We start from the raw sequence: 18,850 nt of genomic DNA on the forward strand, positions 1-18,850 counted from the left end.
GTGGCAAAAGCGGTTAAAAAACCGGTCGTTTCGTCCGCGGAATGGAAAATTTCAATGCAATGAGAATAAACAAGATTTTATCGCATATGAAAGCTAATTCCGCGTTAGGTTTTCCTAGCGCGACTAGTTCAAAACCCGATCTATGAGGGGAAAATTTGCCGTTGAGACGAGCTGGGCGCTGTAAAAAGGATCTCTATAGCAACGCTTCGGATGGTAGCGCGAAGAAGTTAAAAAATCTACAGCGCTTAACCAAAAAGCACAAAAATCATCGTTCCTTTCGAAAGGGCCAGTGAAACTCGACTGGAAACTCGAATCGTGCATCGGAACAGTTGAACAGCTTTTCCGAGAAAAATCCAGTTCCCGTTGCAGGAGCAATTTGGCTGACGCGCCCTGCCCTTTTTGCGCTGGTCACTTCATTTCCACACCGTTGTGCGGGGCGCGTCCTGCCGGATATGAACCGGACAATCGGACGCCAAGGCGCACTTGACGATTCGGGCATCCATCCCCGCCTAAAAGCGTGGACGATGACAATAAATGACTCCACCTGCGGTCGCCAGCATGCCGCTTGCAATGATAGACTGCCGTCTAATTCCAATAAAAGTCTTTAAAAACAATTCGATAAAGCAATTCGATTCGGAAGGATAAAATTCTTCGTAATTTTTAATTGCCTGCTAACCCTTTGTTAATTCGGGCAGCTCTTGCGATACAAGAAGAATCGGACATAATGACGGTATTTAGGCGGTATTAGTTCCGATGCCGTCACTAGGGATCCCAAGTCAATGAATATCGCAAATTCAACAGCAGCAGTGTCGTTTGACGACATGATATTGACGCAGGGGAGAGAAATCTCTCGCAAGCTCAATCTGCTGCGCCATGAAAACTTCCCACCGGATGCGCGGAAAAATCTGCGTCAGTTTTCTATGGCCGAAGCTGCATATTTCCTTGGCGTCTCCCCCAGCAATCTGAAGAAGCTACACCTTGAGGGCAAAGGCGTCGAGCCGACTATACTGACAGGTGGACGCCGCGCCTATAGCGTGGACCAACTGCATGAACTGCGTTTGTGGCTTGACCAGAATGGTCGCGCCGAAGTGAAGCGTTATGTTCCGCATCGCCGTGGCCATGAAAAGCTTCAGGTCATCGGCGTTGTGAATTTCAAGGGCGGCTCCGGCAAGACCACGACTGCCGCGCATCTGGCGCAGCATCTCGCCTTGACCGGTCATCGTGTGCTTGCCATCGATCTCGATCCGCAGGCCTCTTTATCGGCACTGCACGGTATCCAGCCAGAGCTGGATGAATTCCCGTCGCTTTACGAAGCCATTCGTTACGATTCCGAAAAGAAGCCCATCCGCGATGTCATTCGCCGGACGAACTTTCCCGGTCTCGATATTATTCCGGCCATGCTGGAGCTGCAGGAATATGAATATGACACGCCTTTGGCCATGCAGAATGGCGGCGAGGGCAAGATGTTCTGGAACCGCATCGCGACGGCTCTGGCCGAAGTCGATGATTCCTACGATGTGGTCGTTATCGACTGCCCTCCCCAGCTTGGCTATCTGACGCTGACGGCGCTGTCCGCTGCAACATCGGTGCTAATCACCGTTCATCCGCAGATGCTCGACCTTATGTCGATGTCGCAGTTCCTTCTGATGCTCGGCGATATTCTCAAGACCGTGCGACAGGCAGGCGGGGCGGTGCAACTCGACTGGTTCCGCTATCTGATTACCCGTTATGAACCGACCGACGTGCCGCAGGCCCAGATGGTCGGTTTCATGCAGAGCATGCTGGCCTCTCACATGCTCAAGCATCAGATGCTGAAATCGACGGCGATTTCGGATGCCGGCCTGACCAAGCAAACGCTTTACGAAGTCGAACGTTCATCCATGAACCGCGGCACCTATGATCGCGCGATGGAAGCCATGGAAGCGGTCAATTCGGAGATTCGCGGGCTTATCCACGAAGCATGGGGGCGTTAGACTGCCGTCTAAAACGGCAAATACGCAATAAAATCAGGTCTCTGACCGGTTTGAGGAATAGAGAATGGCCCGGAAGAACATATTTGACAGCGTGATGCGGAACGAACCGGCGGCGGAACAGCCTTCCCAGCCGGTCGATGCCATATCGCGCCGGTTCGGCGCTGCCAAATCGCTTTCCGCTTCGATTGATGAACTCGCCAAGCAGGCTTCACAAAGGCTGGATGGCGAAACTGTCGTTGAGCTTGATCCCAACAATCTTGATGCGTCCTTTGTTGCCGACCGTCTGCCTGAAGCCGACGATCAGGAATATCAGGAGCTTCTCGAAGCCATTCGCGAGCGTGGCCAGGACAGCCCTATTCTGGTGCGTCCGCATCCTGAGACCAGCGACCGTTATATGATCGTCTTTGGCCATCGCCGTGCCCGTGTTGCACGCGAACTGGGCCTCAAGGTCAAAGCCGTCATCAAGCCGCTTGCCGATCTGGAACATATTCTGAGTCAGGGTCAGGAAAACTCGGCGCGCGCTAATCTCAGCTTCATCGAGCGGGTTTTGTTTGCGGCACGTCTGGAAGCGCTTGGCTTTGAGCGTGAGGCTATTCAGGCCGCTTTGACCATCGACTATCAAACCCTGTCGAAGATGCTGACCATTCCGAAGGCGATACCAGAAGCCATTCTTCTGGCTATCGGCCCTGCCAAAGGTATTGGTCGTGATCGCTGGCTTGAACTGCGTAAGCTGATCGAAATTCCCGGCAAACAAGACGCTGCAGAAGAACTAATGGCGACCGCTGCATTCAAGGCAGCAACGTCGGCTGATCGCTTCGAACAGCTTTACGGTTATCTGAAGGGCGCCCGTCAGAAGAAGTCCGTCACCAAGGCCGCTTTGCGCCCCGGTGCGACATGGACCGCTTCGGACAAGTCCGTCAGCGCCACAATCAAACAGAACGGCAAATCGACAACGCTGGCTCTTGGTGCAGCCAATGGGCCTCGCTTTGCCGAATGGATCTCGCGTAATCTGGATACGCTTTATGCGTCCTTCCAGAACGACGAGAAGTAACAAGCTTTCGGATTGGAAAGCGGTTTCCGCAGCCCGGTCCAGTGTCTGAGTACGATTATCTGCGTATCTGTATCGAGACGATCAAGAGCATTTCCAGCGAAACTCTGAAACGGTTTTGCGGGTCATGCAGGCGTTAAATTGAAGAGATGAGTGGTAGCCAACAATCCGGTTGGAAAATCGCTCAAGCGAAAAGGAACGAGATAGCAAAAGAAAAAGGCCCCCAAACGTCGCCGCGTGGAAGCCCTTCTCATTGGTTTAGCAGCTAGAGAATCGCAAATCCACGAATCACTGTCAAGTGTCTTAAGCGTCTTTTCGGCGGGTGGATTTCTTTTGCCTTGTGGAAGGTGAAAGAAAATGGAGATGCATTTGGCTTCGACGCCGTTTGGCAGTCGACCGATGACGGCTGCCTTGTTGGCAGCGCAACGCAATGCCCGACAAATGCCGCAAGACCTTGCCGTCGATAAGTGGCAGATGCATCGCTGGCTGTGCGAAGCAAAGACGATTTATGGGTTGAATGATCGCTCACTGGCGGTTCTGTCAGCATTGCTGTCCTTTCATCCGGACAATCATCTCAAAGCCAATGAAGGACTGGTCGTCTTTCCATCCAACAAGCAATTGGCGTTGCGTGCCCATGGCATGGCGGACGCTACATTGCGGCGTCATCTTAGCGCGCTGGTCGATGCCGGTTTCATCACGCGTCAGGACAGTCCGAACGGCAAGCGTTATGCACGTCGGGCCAAAGGCGGCGAGTTGCAGATTGCATTTGGCTTTTCGCTCGCTCCTTTGCTGTTGCGCGCCGAAGAACTCGAAACCTCCGCTGAACAGGTGAGGGCCGAGAAAGCTGGATTACGCGAGCAGCGTGAACGCTTAACCTTGCTGCGTCGCGATATCGCCAAGCTGATTGAATTTGCTATGGTCGAGAAGCTTTCCGGTGATTGGTCAGCAATCAACCAGCGCTTTCGGGCCATTGTTGATACGATTCCACGTCGTGCCGAACGCGATGAACTGGCTCTGTTGGTCGCCGCAATGGAGGCACTTTTGGTCGAAGTCGATAAGTTGTTGAATATTCATCAAAATATCGAAAATTTGAGCGGCAATGAGTCTCAAAATGAGCGGCAGCAAATTGAATCAAATCCAGATTCCTATTTTGAAAAGGACAGCGTTTCGCAAATCGACCAGTGCCAGATGATAACCGACAAGGCACAGCCAGAACCGACGGTCTCGCTCGATATGGTTTTGCGCGCCTGTCCGGAGATTGAAGCCTATTCATCCAGCCCTATCCGGCAATGGCATGGACTGATGAATGCCGCAGAGACAGTACGCAGTTTCATCGGGATTGACGCCAAACTCTATGATTTGGCTAAAAAGACGCTTGGAAACTATAATACGGCCATCGCAATTGCCTATATTCTCCAGCGTTATGATCAGATTCGATCGGCAGGCGGTTATCTGCGGATATTGACGGAAAAGGCTGCGGATAGTGGTTTTTCGATCAAGCCGATGATGCTCGCCGCGCTGAATGCACGACGCCGCGCCCAATAGGCAGTAACAGCAAATTTATCAAATATAACGTTTCTAAGAGGCGAAAAAGGAGAGTAATCGATACCGAAAGTGCTTAGTGCTACGCAAGACAAGGAAACAAAGGAAGATATTATATGTTCCTAATATTTCAACAACTTGCATTTGGAAGCACCATAGGTCTGATCAATGTTGTTCTGCATGCTTTAGCAACAATCCTGGTTATCAGGACGACGCGACTTCTCCATAAATCCCTGCGGAAATACGCTATGTTGGCGCTGATATCGACAATGTCGGTTGCCGCGTCGGTTTTGCTGGCAACACAGGTCATCGAAATCATAATATGGTCGGCGTCCTATACCATGGTTCTCGCCATACCCGCCGGGGCAGACGCGCTCTATTTTGCTTTCGTGAATTTTACCTCGCTCGGATATGGAGATATAGTTCCGCTCGCACGCTGGCATCTCATGGGTCCGATGACCGCAATGAATGGCGTTTTGCTCTTCGGCTGGTCTACAGCGGTTCTATTTCAGGTCCTGACAGTCGCGTTACAAAACCAGAAAACGCCGCGCTTTATTCCAAGACTGGCCCCTGACGAGTAGGTCAAATAGCCAAGTAAGGGCTCTCATCCGACAACCGTAATATTTAAGAACGGAGTATCCGTGCAGTGAACTTGACTATCGATTTCATCAAATATGTTTCTATTGTTTTCATCGGTCTTCTGCCGATCATGAACCCGCTCACGACAATTCCGCTCTATATGGCTTTGACCAAGCGGATGAGCGTAGAGAACAAGCGAAAACAGGCTGTCAAAGCCTGCATCTACGCGTTCTCGATCCTGACGGCATTTCTGCTGCTGGGGCAGGGGATCATCGCGCTGTTCAATATATCGCTTCCGGGCATCCGAGTCGCAGGCGGCATCATCATCATGATCCTGGCGCTGCGAATGATCTTCTCTGGTGAAGACACCTCGTCGGAGGTCAATGTCGAGCCTTCCGAGATCAAGAAGGCGGAAATCGATTATTCGTTTTCGCCACTTGCCATGCCCAGCCTTGCGGGTCCGGGGTCGATTGCCGTGGTGATGAGTTTTGGTTCGCAAATTCCCGCCGAACACACCATCATCGGCCATATTATCGTGATCGTGGCCATTCTGCTGACGGTCAGCATCGCTTATGCGGCGCTGTCATCGGCAACGTTCCTCGAAAGAATGCTCGGCGATCACGGCATGCAGGCGATCACCAAGATCATGGGCTTTCTCCTGACCTGCATTGCCGTGCAGTTTCTGGCCTCCGGCGTTCACGATTTCTATATCGAGTTCGCCAAGCTGTAAGCGTTCATCTCATTCCATGGCGATGCTGTGATCGACTTCCTGCGCAACCTTTGGCTTGCGGAGCAAAAGAACGAGCGGCATCGCCAGAAGCGACATCAGCATCAACAGCTTGAAATCATCGATATAGGAAATGATTGTCGCCTGTTCGGTGATGATATTGTCCAGAAGCGCGCGTCCGGCAGCTGTTGTCGGATTGAGATATTGTGAAACGACAGCGCCATCGAAATTATGATTGAATGGCGTGACATAGGCGCTGATAGCGGCGTGGTTGGCCTGCACATTTTCCGTCAGCAGCGCTGCAACAATCGATATGCCGACGCTCGATCCGATGTTGCGGGACAGATTATACAGGCCGGTGCCGTCGCCGCGCAGATGCGCGGGGAGGGTGGAAAAGGCAATCGTGGTCAAGGGCACGAACAGGAAGCCCAGACCTGCACCCTGAATGAAGCCAACCCGCACAATGGTCCATTGCGAAACATCAGGCGTCCAGCCCGTCATTTCATACATGGCCCAGGCCGTCAGTCCGAGACCGGTCAAAAGCAGATAACGTGAATCCACGCGGCCAATCAGCTTGCCGACCAGAAACATGCAAGCCATGGTGCCCATGCCGCGCGGTCCCATCACGATACCGGCTGTGGTCACTGGATAGCCCATCAAGGTCTGGAGATAAGGCGTCATCAGCGCCAGCGATGCCAGATAGGTCACGCCGATGATGAAGATGAAGAGCATGCTCACCGCAAAATTGCGGTCGAGAAACAGCTGCGGTTTGACGAAAGAATTTTCTGCCGTGAATGTGTGCACCACAAGCAGGTAAAGGGCTGCCGCGCAAACCAGCGACTCGATGACGATTTCGCTCGATGAAAACCAGTCCATCTGCTCGCTGCGGTCGAGAAACAATTGCAGTGAGGCAATGGCGAGACTGAGCAGGCCGAAGCCGGTCCAGTCGAGACGCGCCGTCCGGTCTATCCTGGTTTCAGACACAAAGACCATGATGCCACCGAAAGCCAGCGCACCAATCGGCACATTGATGTAGAAAACCCAGCGCCAGCTCATATTGTCAGTCAGCCAGCCGCCGATGACAGGCCCCAAAACCGGGCCGACCATCACCGAAACGCCGAAAAGCGCCATGGCGGAGCCACGTTCTTCCAGCGTATAGATATCGAGCAGAATGCCTTGCGACAGCGGCACCAGCGAAGCGCCGAACAGGCCCTGCAACAGCCGGAAACCGACAATCTGCGGCAGGGATTGTGCAAGCCCGCACAAGACGGAGGCCAGCACGAAGCCCGCAATAGCCGCCAGCAACACGCGCTTGCGACCGAATTTGGCGGCCAGAAAGCCGGACGGCGGCGTCATGATCGCAGCCGCCACGATATAAGAGGTCAGCACCCAGTTGATCTGGTCGGCGCTTGCCGAAACGCTGCCCTGAATATAGGGCAGTGCGACATTGGCAATCGTCGTATCCAGCGCCTGCATGATGACCGCGAGAATGACGCAAGCGGTGATCGCGCCGCGATGCGCGACGATGGACGCGCCGGAAATGGCGACGTTAGACATGGTTTCCGCCACCGAAGAGATTGGTAATGAAGCGCGGCAGACCGCGCGAATGGCCGGTATCGACCTCCACATTCACGCTCATGCCGACACGTAGCGGCGGTTGGCCATTCTTATTGTCGATGCTGACGCGCATGGGGATGCGCTGCACGACCTTGACCCAGTTGCCGGACGTGTTTTGCGCCGGCAGCAGCGAGAAGCTGGAACCCGAAGCCGGGCTGATGCTGGCGACTTTGCCCTCCCAGCGGGCATCGGGATAGGTATCGACCGAGATCGTCACCGGCTGGCCGGGTTCGATCCCGGTCAGTTCGGTTTCCTTCGGATTGGCGGTGATCCAGAGATGATCGGATGAAACGAGCGAAAAAGCCTGTTGCGCGGCTTGCAGATAGGAGCCGACCTGCAAGCTGTTCACATTGGTGACGATGCCGTCGAAGGGCGCACGAACTGTCGCGTCATCAAGCTGGCGCTGGGCTTCATCGAGCTTGGCCTTGGCCTGTAGAAAAAGCGGGTTTTGCTCCACCGGTTGGTCCGCATTGCCGCCGAGCTCAGCCAGCGCCGACTGGGCCTGCGCCTTCGCCACGGCAACCTTCTGCTTGGCGGCATCGAGGTCGTGTTTCGCCTGATCGAAAGTCGCGCGCGATGACGCGCTGGTCGCCACGAGATCCTGCTGCCGCTTGAAGGTCGCCTGATAGAAGGGCAGATCGGCCTCGGCCTGCGTGATTTCAGCAAGCGATTGCTGATAGCTGGCCTGAAGCGCAAGAATCTGATTGCGCACATGGCCGAGTTCGGCCTGAGCGCCTTCAAGCGCAATGGCAAAGGAATCCGGCTTCAGGCGAAACAACACCTGTCCGGCTTTGACCAGCTCGTTTTCATGCACGTCAATACCAGCGACAAGGCCCGAAACATCGGTCGAAATGCCCACCATATCGGCCTGCACATAGGCATTATCCGTCGAAACATAGCGCCCGCCGGTAACGTAGAAATAGCCGCCGACAACAAGCGCCAGCGGCAGAAGAGAAAACATCATGCGGCGGCGCTTTAACCGGCGGCGAGTGGCAATCTCGCTTGCGGCGGGCTTTTGGGACGCGTCGGTGGCCGCTTGCGGCTGTGCGGTCGGACCCGTGCTTTCAGCGCGGGTTTCCCGACGTGCTTCAGGCTCATCCCGTTCGATAGTGGCGGGATGCTTTACGATATTGGACGTGTCAGTCATGATCTGTATCTTCGTTGACGATTTCAGGACTTACGGGAGTCCGGCAAGCCCGGGAGAGATTGTCTTTCATCGACAGGAGGGTCTGGATCAACTGCTCCTGTTCCGCCTGCGAAACACCTTCAAGCGCCTCGGCCCGCGTCTGGCCGCCGAGTTCGCGCATATCTTCCAGAAGGGGCATAGCCGCCTCGCATATGAAAATCAGATGCGCACGCCGATCGGTCGGGTGGGGTCGTCTTTCGACAAATCCCTGTTCAACGAGCCGGTCGAGAATGCGCGTGAGAGTTATAGCCTCCACGTCCAGCAGATCAGCCAGACTGCGTTGCATGATCCCGTCATTCTTCGAGAGGAAAGCGAGCGTTTGCCACTGGGCCCGTGTCAGGCCAGTTCCGCGTGCGCGCTGCTCAAAACGTTTGCGAAGAAGGCGGGCCACATCATGCAACAGAAAACCGAGAACGCGGGTGTCCGCCACTTGTATGCCCACTTATTTATAAGCTACCTTATTATTTGTAGCTTATGACAAGTGTCTTGAATATGGCAAGCGAATTGGATCGCAGGCGGCGGCCCGCGATTTCACAATCACGTGACAACTTTTTGGGAGTGGGCGTTGCCGGTCAGTGCGCTGGTTGCGGCGTGACGGCTTCCAGCCATTGCGCGCGATAAGCGGCATAGACATTGCCGGAAGCGTCATTATCCGGCTGATAGGTTCTGCCGTGCTTTTCCTTCGGCGTCGCACCCGCCAGAAGCCCGGCACCGGTGGCCGTTCCCGTCGATCCGGCAATGGCTTCAACCTCGCGTCCCGAGAAATTCGCCAATGCTTTCAGATAAATAGCATTATCGGAAAAAGGGCCTTCGACCACAATAGGCCCCCTAGCACCCAGCAGGCCAAGGCAGCTTTCCGTCATCAGCGCGGCATAGACGCACGCGGCAGCATAACGTTCGGCATCGCTCGCCTGATCCGCATTGCGCCAACGCAGATGCGTGTTGGGGAAAGGGCCACAGTTCGGAACGGCGGAAGGCAGAGCCATGATCCCGTGATGCAGAATCTGCGCGGCAAGGGCATCGTATTCGGTGGGGGAGGGTCTTTGCAGCCCTTCGGTCATCAGATCGAATTCGCGCCCGCCCATATAACGCGCCGAAGGCACGGTACAGCCATAGGCATCGACATTGGCCAGCGTGTCGCGTTTTGGGTCTAGCCCGTCGAGATTGCCGCCCACGGCGAAGCTCACCACCCAAGTGCCCGTCGAAACCACCGAAAACGCGCCTTCGCGATCCATCAGATGGGCGAGCAGCGAAGCATTGGAATCGTGAATGCCGCAATGTACCGTAACGGGCAAGGGCAGTCCTATTTCCATCGCGATCGCTGGCATCAGCGGCCCAAGCGCGTCGAAGGCGGAGCGCAGCGGCGGGAATTTTTCGCGAATGTCCAGACGGTCGACAAGCGCCGAAAAAGCAGATTGCTTCGGTAGCCACAAATCCGTGTGACAGCCAAGCGACGTGACTTCTGACGCGGCAATGCCGGTCAGACGCCAGGCCCAATATTGCGGATAGGTGAATATGAAATGCGTGCGCGCAAAATCGGCGGGGAAGGCCGTTTTCAGATAGTGAAGCTGCGCACCGAGATTAAGGCCAAGCGACAGGGTCGGCGAAAAAGTATCGCGAAAGTCCGGTTTTATGGCTGCATAGGCGGCACGAATCTCGGCTGGATATTCAAGCTCATAGTCGAGTACCGGCATTGCCAGCGTGCCGTCTTCAGCAACGAGGGCCGCCGATGCGCCATGCGTGGTGATGGAAATGGCATCGAAACCCGGCTCCAGCGCAAATTCCGAGAGACTTGCCAGAAAGAAGCGCCATAGCGCCTCGATATCATAATGCGGATAGGGGCCGTCGCGAAGTACAGTGTTCGGCATGCGGCGCGCGGCAATTTCCTCGCCGCCTGCCGCATCGAGTATGACGACTTTGGCATTGGTCTTGCCGATATCGAGAATGGCGATGCGCTTCATGACATGTGAAACACTGGCTTGAGATCGACGGAAACTGGCGAATTATCAGGGTTCGTCGCCATGATATCGGCCATATGCGCCCACCATTTTTTCATCACTGGATGGTCGGGCAGGGCGGCCATGCCGTGTCCGGCGCTGCGCGTCAGCACGCCAAACAGGCTATTGGTTTCTTCATCGAGATAGATGGCATAGTCCGACACGCCTGCCGTGTGCAGAAGTTCTACCAGTTCCGGCCAGATTTCGTCATGGCGGCGGCGATATTCGGCCTCCATGCCGGGATTGAGCGTCATGCGAAATGCATAGCGTTCCGTCGTCATGCCGTGCGCCTCGCTCTGAACTGTCGGATCAGGATCGGCAGCGAAATGGTGATAATCAGCAGAAGGCCGATGAAGATCGACATGACGATGCCCGGCACATTGAGAAGGCCTAGCCCGAAGGTCACGAGGCCCATCACGAAAGCGGCAATCACCACGCCGACAATGGTGCCTGATCCGCCGAGGATCGAAACGCCGCCCAGCACGACCATGGTGACGATTTCCAGCTCCCAGCCTTGCGCGATGGACGGGCGTGTGGAGCCGAGGCGCGAGGTCAGGCAGACGGCAGCGATACCGCTCATCACGCCGGTCATCAGGAACAGCACGAATTTGGTTTTTTCAACCGGAATACCAGAAAAGCGCGCCGCGAATTCATTGTTGCCGATGGCATAGACGCGGCGTCCGAAGCTGGTGGCATGCAGCAGAACGCCAAACAGCACAGCGAACAGAACGAACAGCGCAAATTCGAACGAGATCACCCAGAAGACATAGCCCTGTCCGAAATAGGCAAAGCTTTCCGGATAGCCGCCAAAGGCCTGATCGCCGAGCACGATATAGGAAATACCGCGGAAAAGGCTCATCGTGCCGATGGTCACGACGATGGATGGCAGTTTCAGCCCGGCCACCAGCCCGCCATTGATCGCGCCGCAGACAAGGCCCGTGCCGATGCCGATGGCGACCAGACCCGGCGTGCCGACGCCCGCCTGCGCGGCCGCGCCCATGGCCGTCGAGGAAAGCGCGATGATCGCGGCGACCGAGAGGTCGATTTCACCGGAAATGATCAGAAGCGTCATCGCAAAGGCAATCAGCGCCTTTTCCGTGAAGTTGAACGTGGCGTCGGAGAGGTTCCAGGCATCGAGAAAATAGGGCGAGGCGAAGGAATTCGCGATGAAGATCGCAATCGCCACGCCAAGCAGCAGCATTTCCCAGCTGGCGAAGATGCGCGAGAAGGGCGTGCCTAGGCGGTCTGGAATGTGACGGCGCTGGTCGTTGGTATCGGTCTCGCTCATGCCGCAACCTCCTCATAAGTCTTCGCGGCCTTATCGCGCAGGATGATGCGTCCGCGCCGCTTTTCCTGCCGCGCATTGAAAATCACCGCCAGAATGATGACGGAACCGGAAATCGCCATCTGCCAGAAGGGTGAAATGTCGATAACCGGCAAAGCGTTTTTGATGACACCGAGAAACAGCGCGCCCAGAACCGCACCGGCTACCGTGCCGATGCCGCCAAGCGTCGAGATGCCGCCGATGACGCAGGCCGCAACGCTGTCGAGTTCGAAACCGGCGGCCACATCCACATAGGCGACGGCATAGCGCGACACCCAGAGATAACCGCATAGTCCGGCGAGGGCCCCCGACAACACGAAGGCAAAGAAGCGCGTGCGACCCACATCGATGCCGGTATAGACGGCGGCGGTCGGATTGCCGCCGGACGCATAAAGGGCGCGTCCGAAAAATGTCCGCGTCAGCAGCACATAGACGAGCGCGACGATCAGGATTGCCGTCCAGCCGAGGAGCGGCAGGCCGAGAAAAGGCGTGCGTGGCGTGTTGAGAAAGGGCGCTGTCATCTGGTGCGCATTCACCCATGCGCCGCCGGACAGCACAAAGGCCATGCCGCGATAGATGGTGAGCGTGCCAAGCGTGACGACAATCGCCGGAATGTTGAGCTTCCAGACGAGAATGCCGTTGATCGCGCCCAGAACAGCGCCAATGCCGATGGCAAGCACGATCAGCAGCACCAGCGGCAGACCGGGATAGGTCGCGTTCAGCATCGCCACGGCCATACCGGTAAAGGCGAGATTGGCAGCAACCGACAAATCGATCGACTTGGTCAGGATAACCGCCATCTGGCCGAGCGCGATGATGATCAGGATCGACGTGTCGTTGAAGATGCCCGCCAGATTGCCGACGCTGGCAAAGCCCGGCGCGCGGCTGGCGAACAGGCCCACCAGAAGCGCGATGATGACGAGGAGCAGGAGTTCCCGCTGTTTCGGCAATTGTTTCATGATCTACTCCGCAGCCTCCTCGGCATTGCCCGTGGCGGCGCGCACCAGCACTTCCGCGTCGAGGCTTGCGCGTTCGAAGACGCCTTCCATCAGGCCCTCGCGCATGACCATCACGCGGTCCGACATGCCGATGATTTCCGGCAGTTCCGACGAGATCATGATGATGCTGAGACCCTCGGCGGCGAGTTCGCTGATGAAGGCGTGAACCGCGGCCTTGGAACCGATATCGATGCCCTTGGTCGGTTCGTCGAGAATGATGACCTTCGGATTTGTGGCGAGCCACTTGCCGATGACGACCTTCTGCTGATTGCCGCCAGACAGCGTTCCGACCGGGACGGAAAGGGCGGCGGCGCGCAGGTCGAAGCGCTCGGCATATTTACGCGCCAGCGCCAGTTCTTCGGCCATGCGCAAAAAACCATTGCGCGAGGTGCGGGCGAGCGACGGCAGCGAAACATTCTGAAAGATCGGTAGTTGCAGCACCGCGCCGTGGCGTCCGCGCTCTTCCGGCACATAGACAATGCCATGCGCCACCGCGTCGCCGGGGCGGCGGATGCTGATCTCGCGATCTTCAAGCGTCACACGGCCACGCGATGGCTTGGTGATACCGAACAGCGATTGTGCGAATTCCGAGCGTCCCGCGCCGACAAGGCCGTAAACGCCGAGAATTTCCCCCTTGCGCAGCTCAAAGGAAATGTCGCGAAACTCGGTCGGGTGCGAATAGTTTTCAACCTTCAACACCGGCTTGCCGATGGTGACATTCTGCTTGGGGAAGGCCTGATCGACAGACCGCCCGACCATCATACGCACGATATCGTTCTGCCGCGTATCGGCAAGCGTACCGTGGCCGACGGCGTGTCCGTCGCGGAAAACCGCATAATTATCGGCGATTTCGTAGACTTCATCGAATTTGTGGCTGATGAACAGGATGGCTTTGCCCTGCGCTTTCAGCCGCGCCACGATGCGAAACAGGTCGTCCACTTCCTTGCGCGACAGGGCCGCGGTCGGCTCGTCCATGATGACGATGCGCGAATCCACCGACAGCGCGCGAGCAATGGCGACCAGATGGCGCTGGGCGATGGAAAGTTCCTTGAGCTTTATCCGGGCATCGACCGTCGTTTCCAGCGAGGAAAGCAGCGCCTGCGAACGGGCATAGACGGCCTTCCAGTTGACGAAGCCGAGTTTCGTGCGCGGCGCATGGCCGAGATAGATGTTTTCGCCCACCGACAATTCGTCAAAGAGCACGGTTTCCTGATGAATGGCCGTTACGCCGTGATCGGTCGCATCCTGTGCGGTCGCCAGATGCACCGGATTGCCGTCGATGAGGATTTCGCCTTCATCGGGCTGATAAATGCCGGTGAGGATTTTCACGAGCGTGGACTTGCCCGCGCCGTTCTCGCCGATCAATGCCGTTACCTTACCGGGATAGAGCGCGATATTGACGTCATCGAGCGCACGCACACCGGGAAATGTCTTGGCAATGCCGCGCATTTCCAGAATGGGCTGATCCGTCGGGGCAAGCACCGTCTGCTCACCGCTGGAATCACCGCTTGAGAGAAAAGCTGCATTCATTGCAGACACCTGAAATCGAATCCGGGGAATGGGAGGCGGCATCCGTTCAGCGAATGCCGCCTCTTTTCATGAATGCGCATCCTTTCGGGATGCGCTTTCCGATCAGAAGACCTTGGAGAACTGGTCGATGTTCTTTTCGTCATAGACGAAAGGATCGCTCATCGCGGCTTCGCCGTTTTCGCCGATCTTGATCTTGCCCATGCGTCCGGCATCGATTTCGGAACCCGGCTTGCCATCGGCATCACCCTTGACGAGGTGATAGGCGATCTGGGTTGCGGAATAGCCGAGATCAATCGGATTCCAGATGGCGAATTCCTTGGTCGCGCCCGACTTGATGGCGCCAGCCATTTCAGACGGCAGGCCAAGGCCCGTCACATAGACATCACCGATCTTGCCCGCATCCTTCACGGCCTGCGAAGCAGCCAGAACGCCCACGGTGGTCGGCGCCACGATGACCTTGACGTTCGGGTTCGACTTCAGGAGGCCTTGTGCTTCACGATAGCTCTTGTCGGCAAGATCGTCGCCATAGACGGTCGTGACCAGATTGAGGCCGGGGAAGTCCTTCAGTTGCTTCTTCATCTCGCCGATCCAGATATTCTGGTTGGTCGAGGTGGTGGTGGCCGACAGGATCGCAAAATCACCCTTGCCGTCTGGCAGGTGGTCGGCAACAAGCTTCAGGCACATCTTGCCAATCAGCTCGTTGGACGATGGGTTCAAATGCACGATACGGCCAGCCGGAGCCACGCCGGAATCCCACGAAATCACCTTGATGCCGCGCTGGGCGGCCTTTTTCAGCGCCGGTACGACCGCATCCGGGTCGTTGGCGGAAATGGCGATGGCGTTGACGCCCTGGGCGATCAGCGAATTGATGACTTCAATCTGGCCTTCGGCGGTCGTGGTGGTCGGGCCGGTATAGATGACCTCAACGCCGCCCAGTTCCTTGGCGGCTTCCTGCGCACCCTTGTTGGCGGCTTCAAAGAAGCCGTTGCCGAGCGACTTCGCGACGAGCGCGATCTTGATGTCGGCGGCCTGTGCTTGGGCGGCCATGAAGGCGACGGCCAGCGCAGTACCGAGTGCGAGTTTCTTGAAAAGTTTCATGTCTCATTCCTCCCAGTATAAAGACATATTTTCACAACGATCCCGGCATTGGCCGGGATGATAATAGAGTTGGCTCAGGCAACCTCGGCGGAATCCCCCTGTTCGCCACCCTTGCCGGCATTTGCGGAAGCCTGCGCTACAATCAGCCGGATACCCGCATTTTCCACCATCCGCCGCGCCTCATCGGAAATGCCGTCATCGGTGATCAGCGTGCTGACACGGTCGAGCGGGCAAAGGATGAGGCTGGAACGGCGGGTGAATTTCGATGAATCGACCATCAGGACGAGCTCGTCCGCCTGGCCCATCAGTTTCTGTTCGCTCTGGATGATCAGTGCGTCGGATTCCATCACGCCGAGCGGGCTGATACCCTGACAGCCCATGAACATGCGCCGACCGTAAAAATTACGGATGACGTCATTGTCGAAAGGCGAAAGGATCAGGCTCTGGTCGCGATAGATCGCGCCACCGGGCACGATCACCGTGCTTTTCGACTGCCGCAACAGATGTTCGGCAATGGCGAAGGAATTCGTCAGCACCTGAAGGCGGCGCGCCGTCAGATAATGCACCATCTGGAATGTCGTGGAGCCGCCATTGATAATGATGCTGTCGCCTTCATCGCAAAGCGCCACGGCTTCACGGGCGATGGCGCGCTTGCGGTCGCCATTTTCGGATTCCGAAACCTTGAAGGGACGCCCGGCCAGACTGCCGAACTGCGGCGGATGGATGGCTTCCGCTCCACCGCGCACACGCTTGATGCGGCCCTGCATATGCAACGATGCGATATCGCGCCGAAGGGTCGCTTCCGACGCCTCCGTCAATTCCACCAGATCCTGAATGGTGATCACCGGCTTTTCCTGAACAGCGCTCAGGATGATGCGGTGGCGCTCTCTTTCGTGCATGGCTCCTCCTGCTTCCATCTATTCTCAAATTGGTGGCGCATGTCAATCACAAACAATCAATAATTCGCACATGCGTGAAATATTTGATCGGTTATGATTGTTTGTGATTGACAGTATTTCGTTTCATGCGTCATATCTGCCGCCAACATGATCGCTCGCGCATGGGAAGGTGCGCGACGCGATTGGCCATACAGACTTGGGAGGATGACATGGTGGACAGCAATCGGCTGCTCGATAATCGCTGGGACGACGCCAAGGCGGCAACGCTGGATGAGCCGGGAAAGCTGCTTTACCGCTCCAATCTGCTCGGGTCAGACAAGCGCATCACCAATTATGGCGGCGGCAACACCTCTGCCAAGGTCGAGGAAATCGATCCGTTGACCGGCGAAAAGGTTCAAGTTCTCTGGGTCAAGGGTTCGGGCGGCGATGTGGGCACCATCAAGCTCGACGGTTTCGCCACGCTTTATCAGGACAAGCTCGATGCGCTGAAAGGCATCTATAAGGGCGTCGAGGATGAGGACCGCATGGTCGGCTTCCTGCCGCATTGCACCTTCAACCTCAATCCGAGGGCCGCATCCATCGATACGCCGCTGCATGGTTTTGTCGCTTTCAGCCATGTCGATCACATGCATCCCGATGCGATCATCGCGATTGCTGCCTCCAGGAATTCCCGCGAGCTGACGGCCGAGATTTTCGGTGACGATATTGGCTGGCTGCCGTGGCGTCGCCCGGGCTTCCAGCTCGGTCTCGATCTTGAGGCTTTCGTCAAGGCGCATCCAAAGGCCAAAGGCGTTGTTCTTGAAAGTCATGGGCTTTTCACCTGGGCCAATGATGCGAAGACCTGTTACGAAACCACGCTCGCCATCATCAACAAAGCCATTGAATGGCTGGACCAGAAGATGGCAGGCAAACCCGCTTTCGGCGGTGCTGTCACACAAAGTCTCGCGGCCTCCGAGCGCCGCGCCATTGCAGCGCGACTGATGCCGGAAATTCGCGGTCTTATCGGCAAGGAAGAGCGTAAGCTCGGTCACTTCGACGATCAGGATGCGGTGCTGGAATTCGTGAATGCGAAGGAACTGCGCCCGCTGGCCGCTTTGGGCACATCCTGCCCGGATCATTTTTTGCGCACCAAAATCCGCCCGCTGGTCGTCAATTTCGATCCGGCCAAGCCGGATGTGGACGCCATCGTTGCCGGGCTTGAGGATGCGCTCGAAGCCTATCGCGCCGATTACAAGCGCTATTATGAGACCTGCAAACACGACAATTCGCCCAAAATGCGCGATCCCAATCCGGTGATTTTCCTGATCCCCGGCGTCGGCATGCTGTCCTTTGCCCGCGACAAGGCGACAGCGCGTATCGCCGGCGAGTTCTATGTCAATGCGATCAATGTCATGCGCGGCGCATCTGCCGTGTCCGAATATCAGGGACTGCCGGAACAGGAAGCCTTCGACATCGAATATTGGCTGCTTGAGGAAGCCAAGCTGCAACGCATGCCGAAGCCGAAAAGCCTTGCCGGGCGCATTGCGCTTATCACGGGTGGCGCTGGCGGCATCGGCTATGCCACCGCCGAGCGGCTGGCGGGCGAGGGCGCTTGCGTGGTTCTGGCGGATATTGACGCAGAATCGCTCAAATCCGCTCACGCCAATCTATCGAAGCGTTTTGGCGCTGATCAGGTGCGCAGCGTCGAACTGAACGTGACCGACGAAAAGGGCGTCGCAAACGCCTTTGTCGAGGCCAGCGTTGAACTCGGCGGCATCGACATTCTGGTCTCCAATGCAGGCATTGCGTCATCGGCTCCTGTCGAAGCGACCGAATTGTCGATGTGGAACCGCAATATCGACATTCTGGCGACCGGCTATTTCCTCGTTTCGCGGGAGGCGTTCCGTCTGTTCCGCCGCCAGAAGATCGGCGGCAATGTGGTGTTCGTCGCCTCCAAGAATGGTCTGGCCGCATCGCCCAATGCGTCCGCCTATTGCACGGCCAAGGCTGCTGAAATCCATCTGGCCCGCTGTCTGGCGCTGGAAGGTGCCGATGCCGGTATCCGCGTCAATGTGGTCAATCCGGATGCAGTTCTGCGCGGTTCCAAGATCTGGGATGGCGAGTGGCGCGAACAGCGCGCGGCGTCCTCCAAGATCGACGTTTCGGAGCTGGAGGAGCATTATCGCAAGCGGTCGCTGTTGAAGCTCAATGTGCTGCCGGAAGATATTGCCGAGGCGATCTATTTCCTCGCCAGCGACGCTTCGGCAAAATCAACCGGTAACATCATCAATGTCGATGCCGGGAACCAGCAGAGCTTTCCGCGCTGACCGTATAATGAGGACATTCTGGGAGG

The 18,850-nt window shown here is 56.6% G+C and carries 16 protein-coding genes; 6 read left to right on the forward strand and 10 right to left on the reverse strand.

Annotated elements, in window-relative coordinates:
* Positions 1-779: 779 nt before the first annotated feature.
* From repA to ABWW11_RS18450, 5 genes are all read left to right on the forward strand, one after another.
* On the forward strand, positions 780-1,973 hold the full coding sequence (gene repA, locus ABWW11_RS18430; protein WP_109366824.1) for a plasmid partitioning protein RepA: 1,194 nt from the start codon (positions 780-782) through the stop codon (positions 1,971-1,973).
* Between the two features lie 64 nt (positions 1,974-2,037).
* Positions 2,038-3,024 (forward strand): plasmid partitioning protein RepB, encoded by a 987-nt coding sequence (gene repB / locus ABWW11_RS18435; RefSeq protein WP_109366823.1) that lies wholly within the window; start codon positions 2,038-2,040, stop codon positions 3,022-3,024.
* Positions 3,025-3,378: 354 nt separating this feature from the next.
* The gene (gene repC / locus ABWW11_RS18440; RefSeq protein ID WP_109366822.1) at positions 3,379-4,566 is read left to right on the forward strand and encodes a plasmid replication protein RepC; all 1,188 of its coding nucleotides are present in this window, start codon (positions 3,379-3,381) and stop codon (positions 4,564-4,566) included.
* Between the two features lie 245 nt (positions 4,567-4,811).
* Complete coding sequence (locus ABWW11_RS18445) at positions 4,812-5,144, forward strand: potassium channel family protein (RefSeq protein WP_283736238.1); 333 nt, start codon at positions 4,812-4,814, stop codon at positions 5,142-5,144.
* A gap of 65 nt (positions 5,145-5,209) precedes the next feature.
* Positions 5,210-5,872, forward strand: coding sequence for a MarC family NAAT transporter (locus tag ABWW11_RS18450; RefSeq protein WP_109366820.1), 663 nt, complete (start codon positions 5,210-5,212; stop codon positions 5,870-5,872).
* 9 nt (positions 5,873-5,881) lie between these two features.
* On the opposite strand, the gene ABWW11_RS18455 is transcribed toward ABWW11_RS18450, so the two are convergent.
* The 10 genes from ABWW11_RS18455 to ABWW11_RS18500 all read right to left on the reverse strand — a co-directional run bounded on the left by ABWW11_RS18455 (position 5,882) and on the right by ABWW11_RS18500 (position 16,518).
* Entirely contained in the window at positions 5,882-7,426 is a 1,545-nt protein-coding gene (locus tag ABWW11_RS18455; RefSeq protein ID WP_109366819.1) for a DHA2 family efflux MFS transporter permease subunit, read from the reverse strand.
* On the reverse strand, positions 7,419-8,633 hold the full coding sequence (locus ABWW11_RS18460; RefSeq protein WP_109366818.1) for an HlyD family secretion protein: 1,215 nt from the start codon (positions 8,631-8,633) through the stop codon (positions 7,419-7,421). Before ABWW11_RS18460 ends, ABWW11_RS18455 begins: the two co-directional genes overlap by 8 nt.
* Complete coding sequence (locus ABWW11_RS18465; RefSeq protein WP_109366817.1) at positions 8,626-9,102, reverse strand: MarR family winged helix-turn-helix transcriptional regulator; 477 nt, start codon at positions 9,100-9,102, stop codon at positions 8,626-8,628. The genes ABWW11_RS18460 and ABWW11_RS18465 overlap by 8 nt, the downstream gene beginning before the upstream one ends.
* Positions 9,103-9,244: 142 nt before the next feature.
* Entirely contained in the window at positions 9,245-10,633 is a 1,389-nt protein-coding gene (locus ABWW11_RS18470; RefSeq protein ID WP_109366816.1) for an FGGY-family carbohydrate kinase, read from the reverse strand.
* A complete protein-coding gene (gene rhaM, locus ABWW11_RS18475) occupies positions 10,630-10,950 on the reverse strand; it encodes an L-rhamnose mutarotase (protein ID WP_109366815.1) in 321 nt (106 codons plus the stop codon). Before rhaM ends, ABWW11_RS18470 begins: the two co-directional genes overlap by 4 nt.
* Entirely contained in the window at positions 10,947-11,957 is a 1,011-nt protein-coding gene (locus ABWW11_RS18480; protein WP_109366814.1) for an ABC transporter permease, read from the reverse strand. The genes rhaM and ABWW11_RS18480 overlap by 4 nt, the downstream gene beginning before the upstream one ends.
* Positions 11,954-12,952, reverse strand: a complete 999-nt coding sequence (locus ABWW11_RS18485; RefSeq protein ID WP_109366813.1) for an ABC transporter permease — start codon at positions 12,950-12,952, stop codon at positions 11,954-11,956. Before ABWW11_RS18485 ends, ABWW11_RS18480 begins: the two co-directional genes overlap by 4 nt.
* Before the next feature lie 3 nt (positions 12,953-12,955).
* Positions 12,956-14,521, reverse strand: a complete 1,566-nt coding sequence (locus tag ABWW11_RS18490) for a sugar ABC transporter ATP-binding protein (protein ID WP_167836088.1) — start codon at positions 14,519-14,521, stop codon at positions 12,956-12,958.
* A gap of 102 nt (positions 14,522-14,623) precedes the next feature.
* Positions 14,624-15,619: a rhamnose ABC transporter substrate-binding protein gene (gene rhaS, locus ABWW11_RS18495; RefSeq protein ID WP_109366812.1), complete on the reverse strand. Its 996-nt coding sequence runs from the start codon at positions 15,617-15,619 to the stop codon at positions 14,624-14,626.
* 74 nt (positions 15,620-15,693) lie between these two features.
* Positions 15,694-16,518: a DeoR/GlpR family DNA-binding transcription regulator gene (locus ABWW11_RS18500; RefSeq protein ID WP_109366811.1), complete on the reverse strand. Its 825-nt coding sequence runs from the start codon at positions 16,516-16,518 to the stop codon at positions 15,694-15,696.
* Between the two features lie 209 nt (positions 16,519-16,727).
* Between ABWW11_RS18500 and ABWW11_RS18505 the strand changes: the two genes are divergently transcribed.
* Positions 16,728-18,824 carry a bifunctional rhamnulose-1-phosphate aldolase/short-chain dehydrogenase gene (locus ABWW11_RS18505; RefSeq protein ID WP_109366810.1) on the forward strand — a complete coding sequence of 699 codons (2,097 nt, stop codon included), beginning with the start codon at positions 16,728-16,730 and terminating at the stop codon, positions 18,822-18,824.
* Positions 18,825-18,850 lie beyond the last annotated feature (26 nt).

This window comes from Brucella sp. NBRC 113783, assembly GCF_040372265.1.
Lineage (GTDB): Bacteria > Pseudomonadota > Alphaproteobacteria > Rhizobiales > Rhizobiaceae > Brucella > Brucella teleogrylli.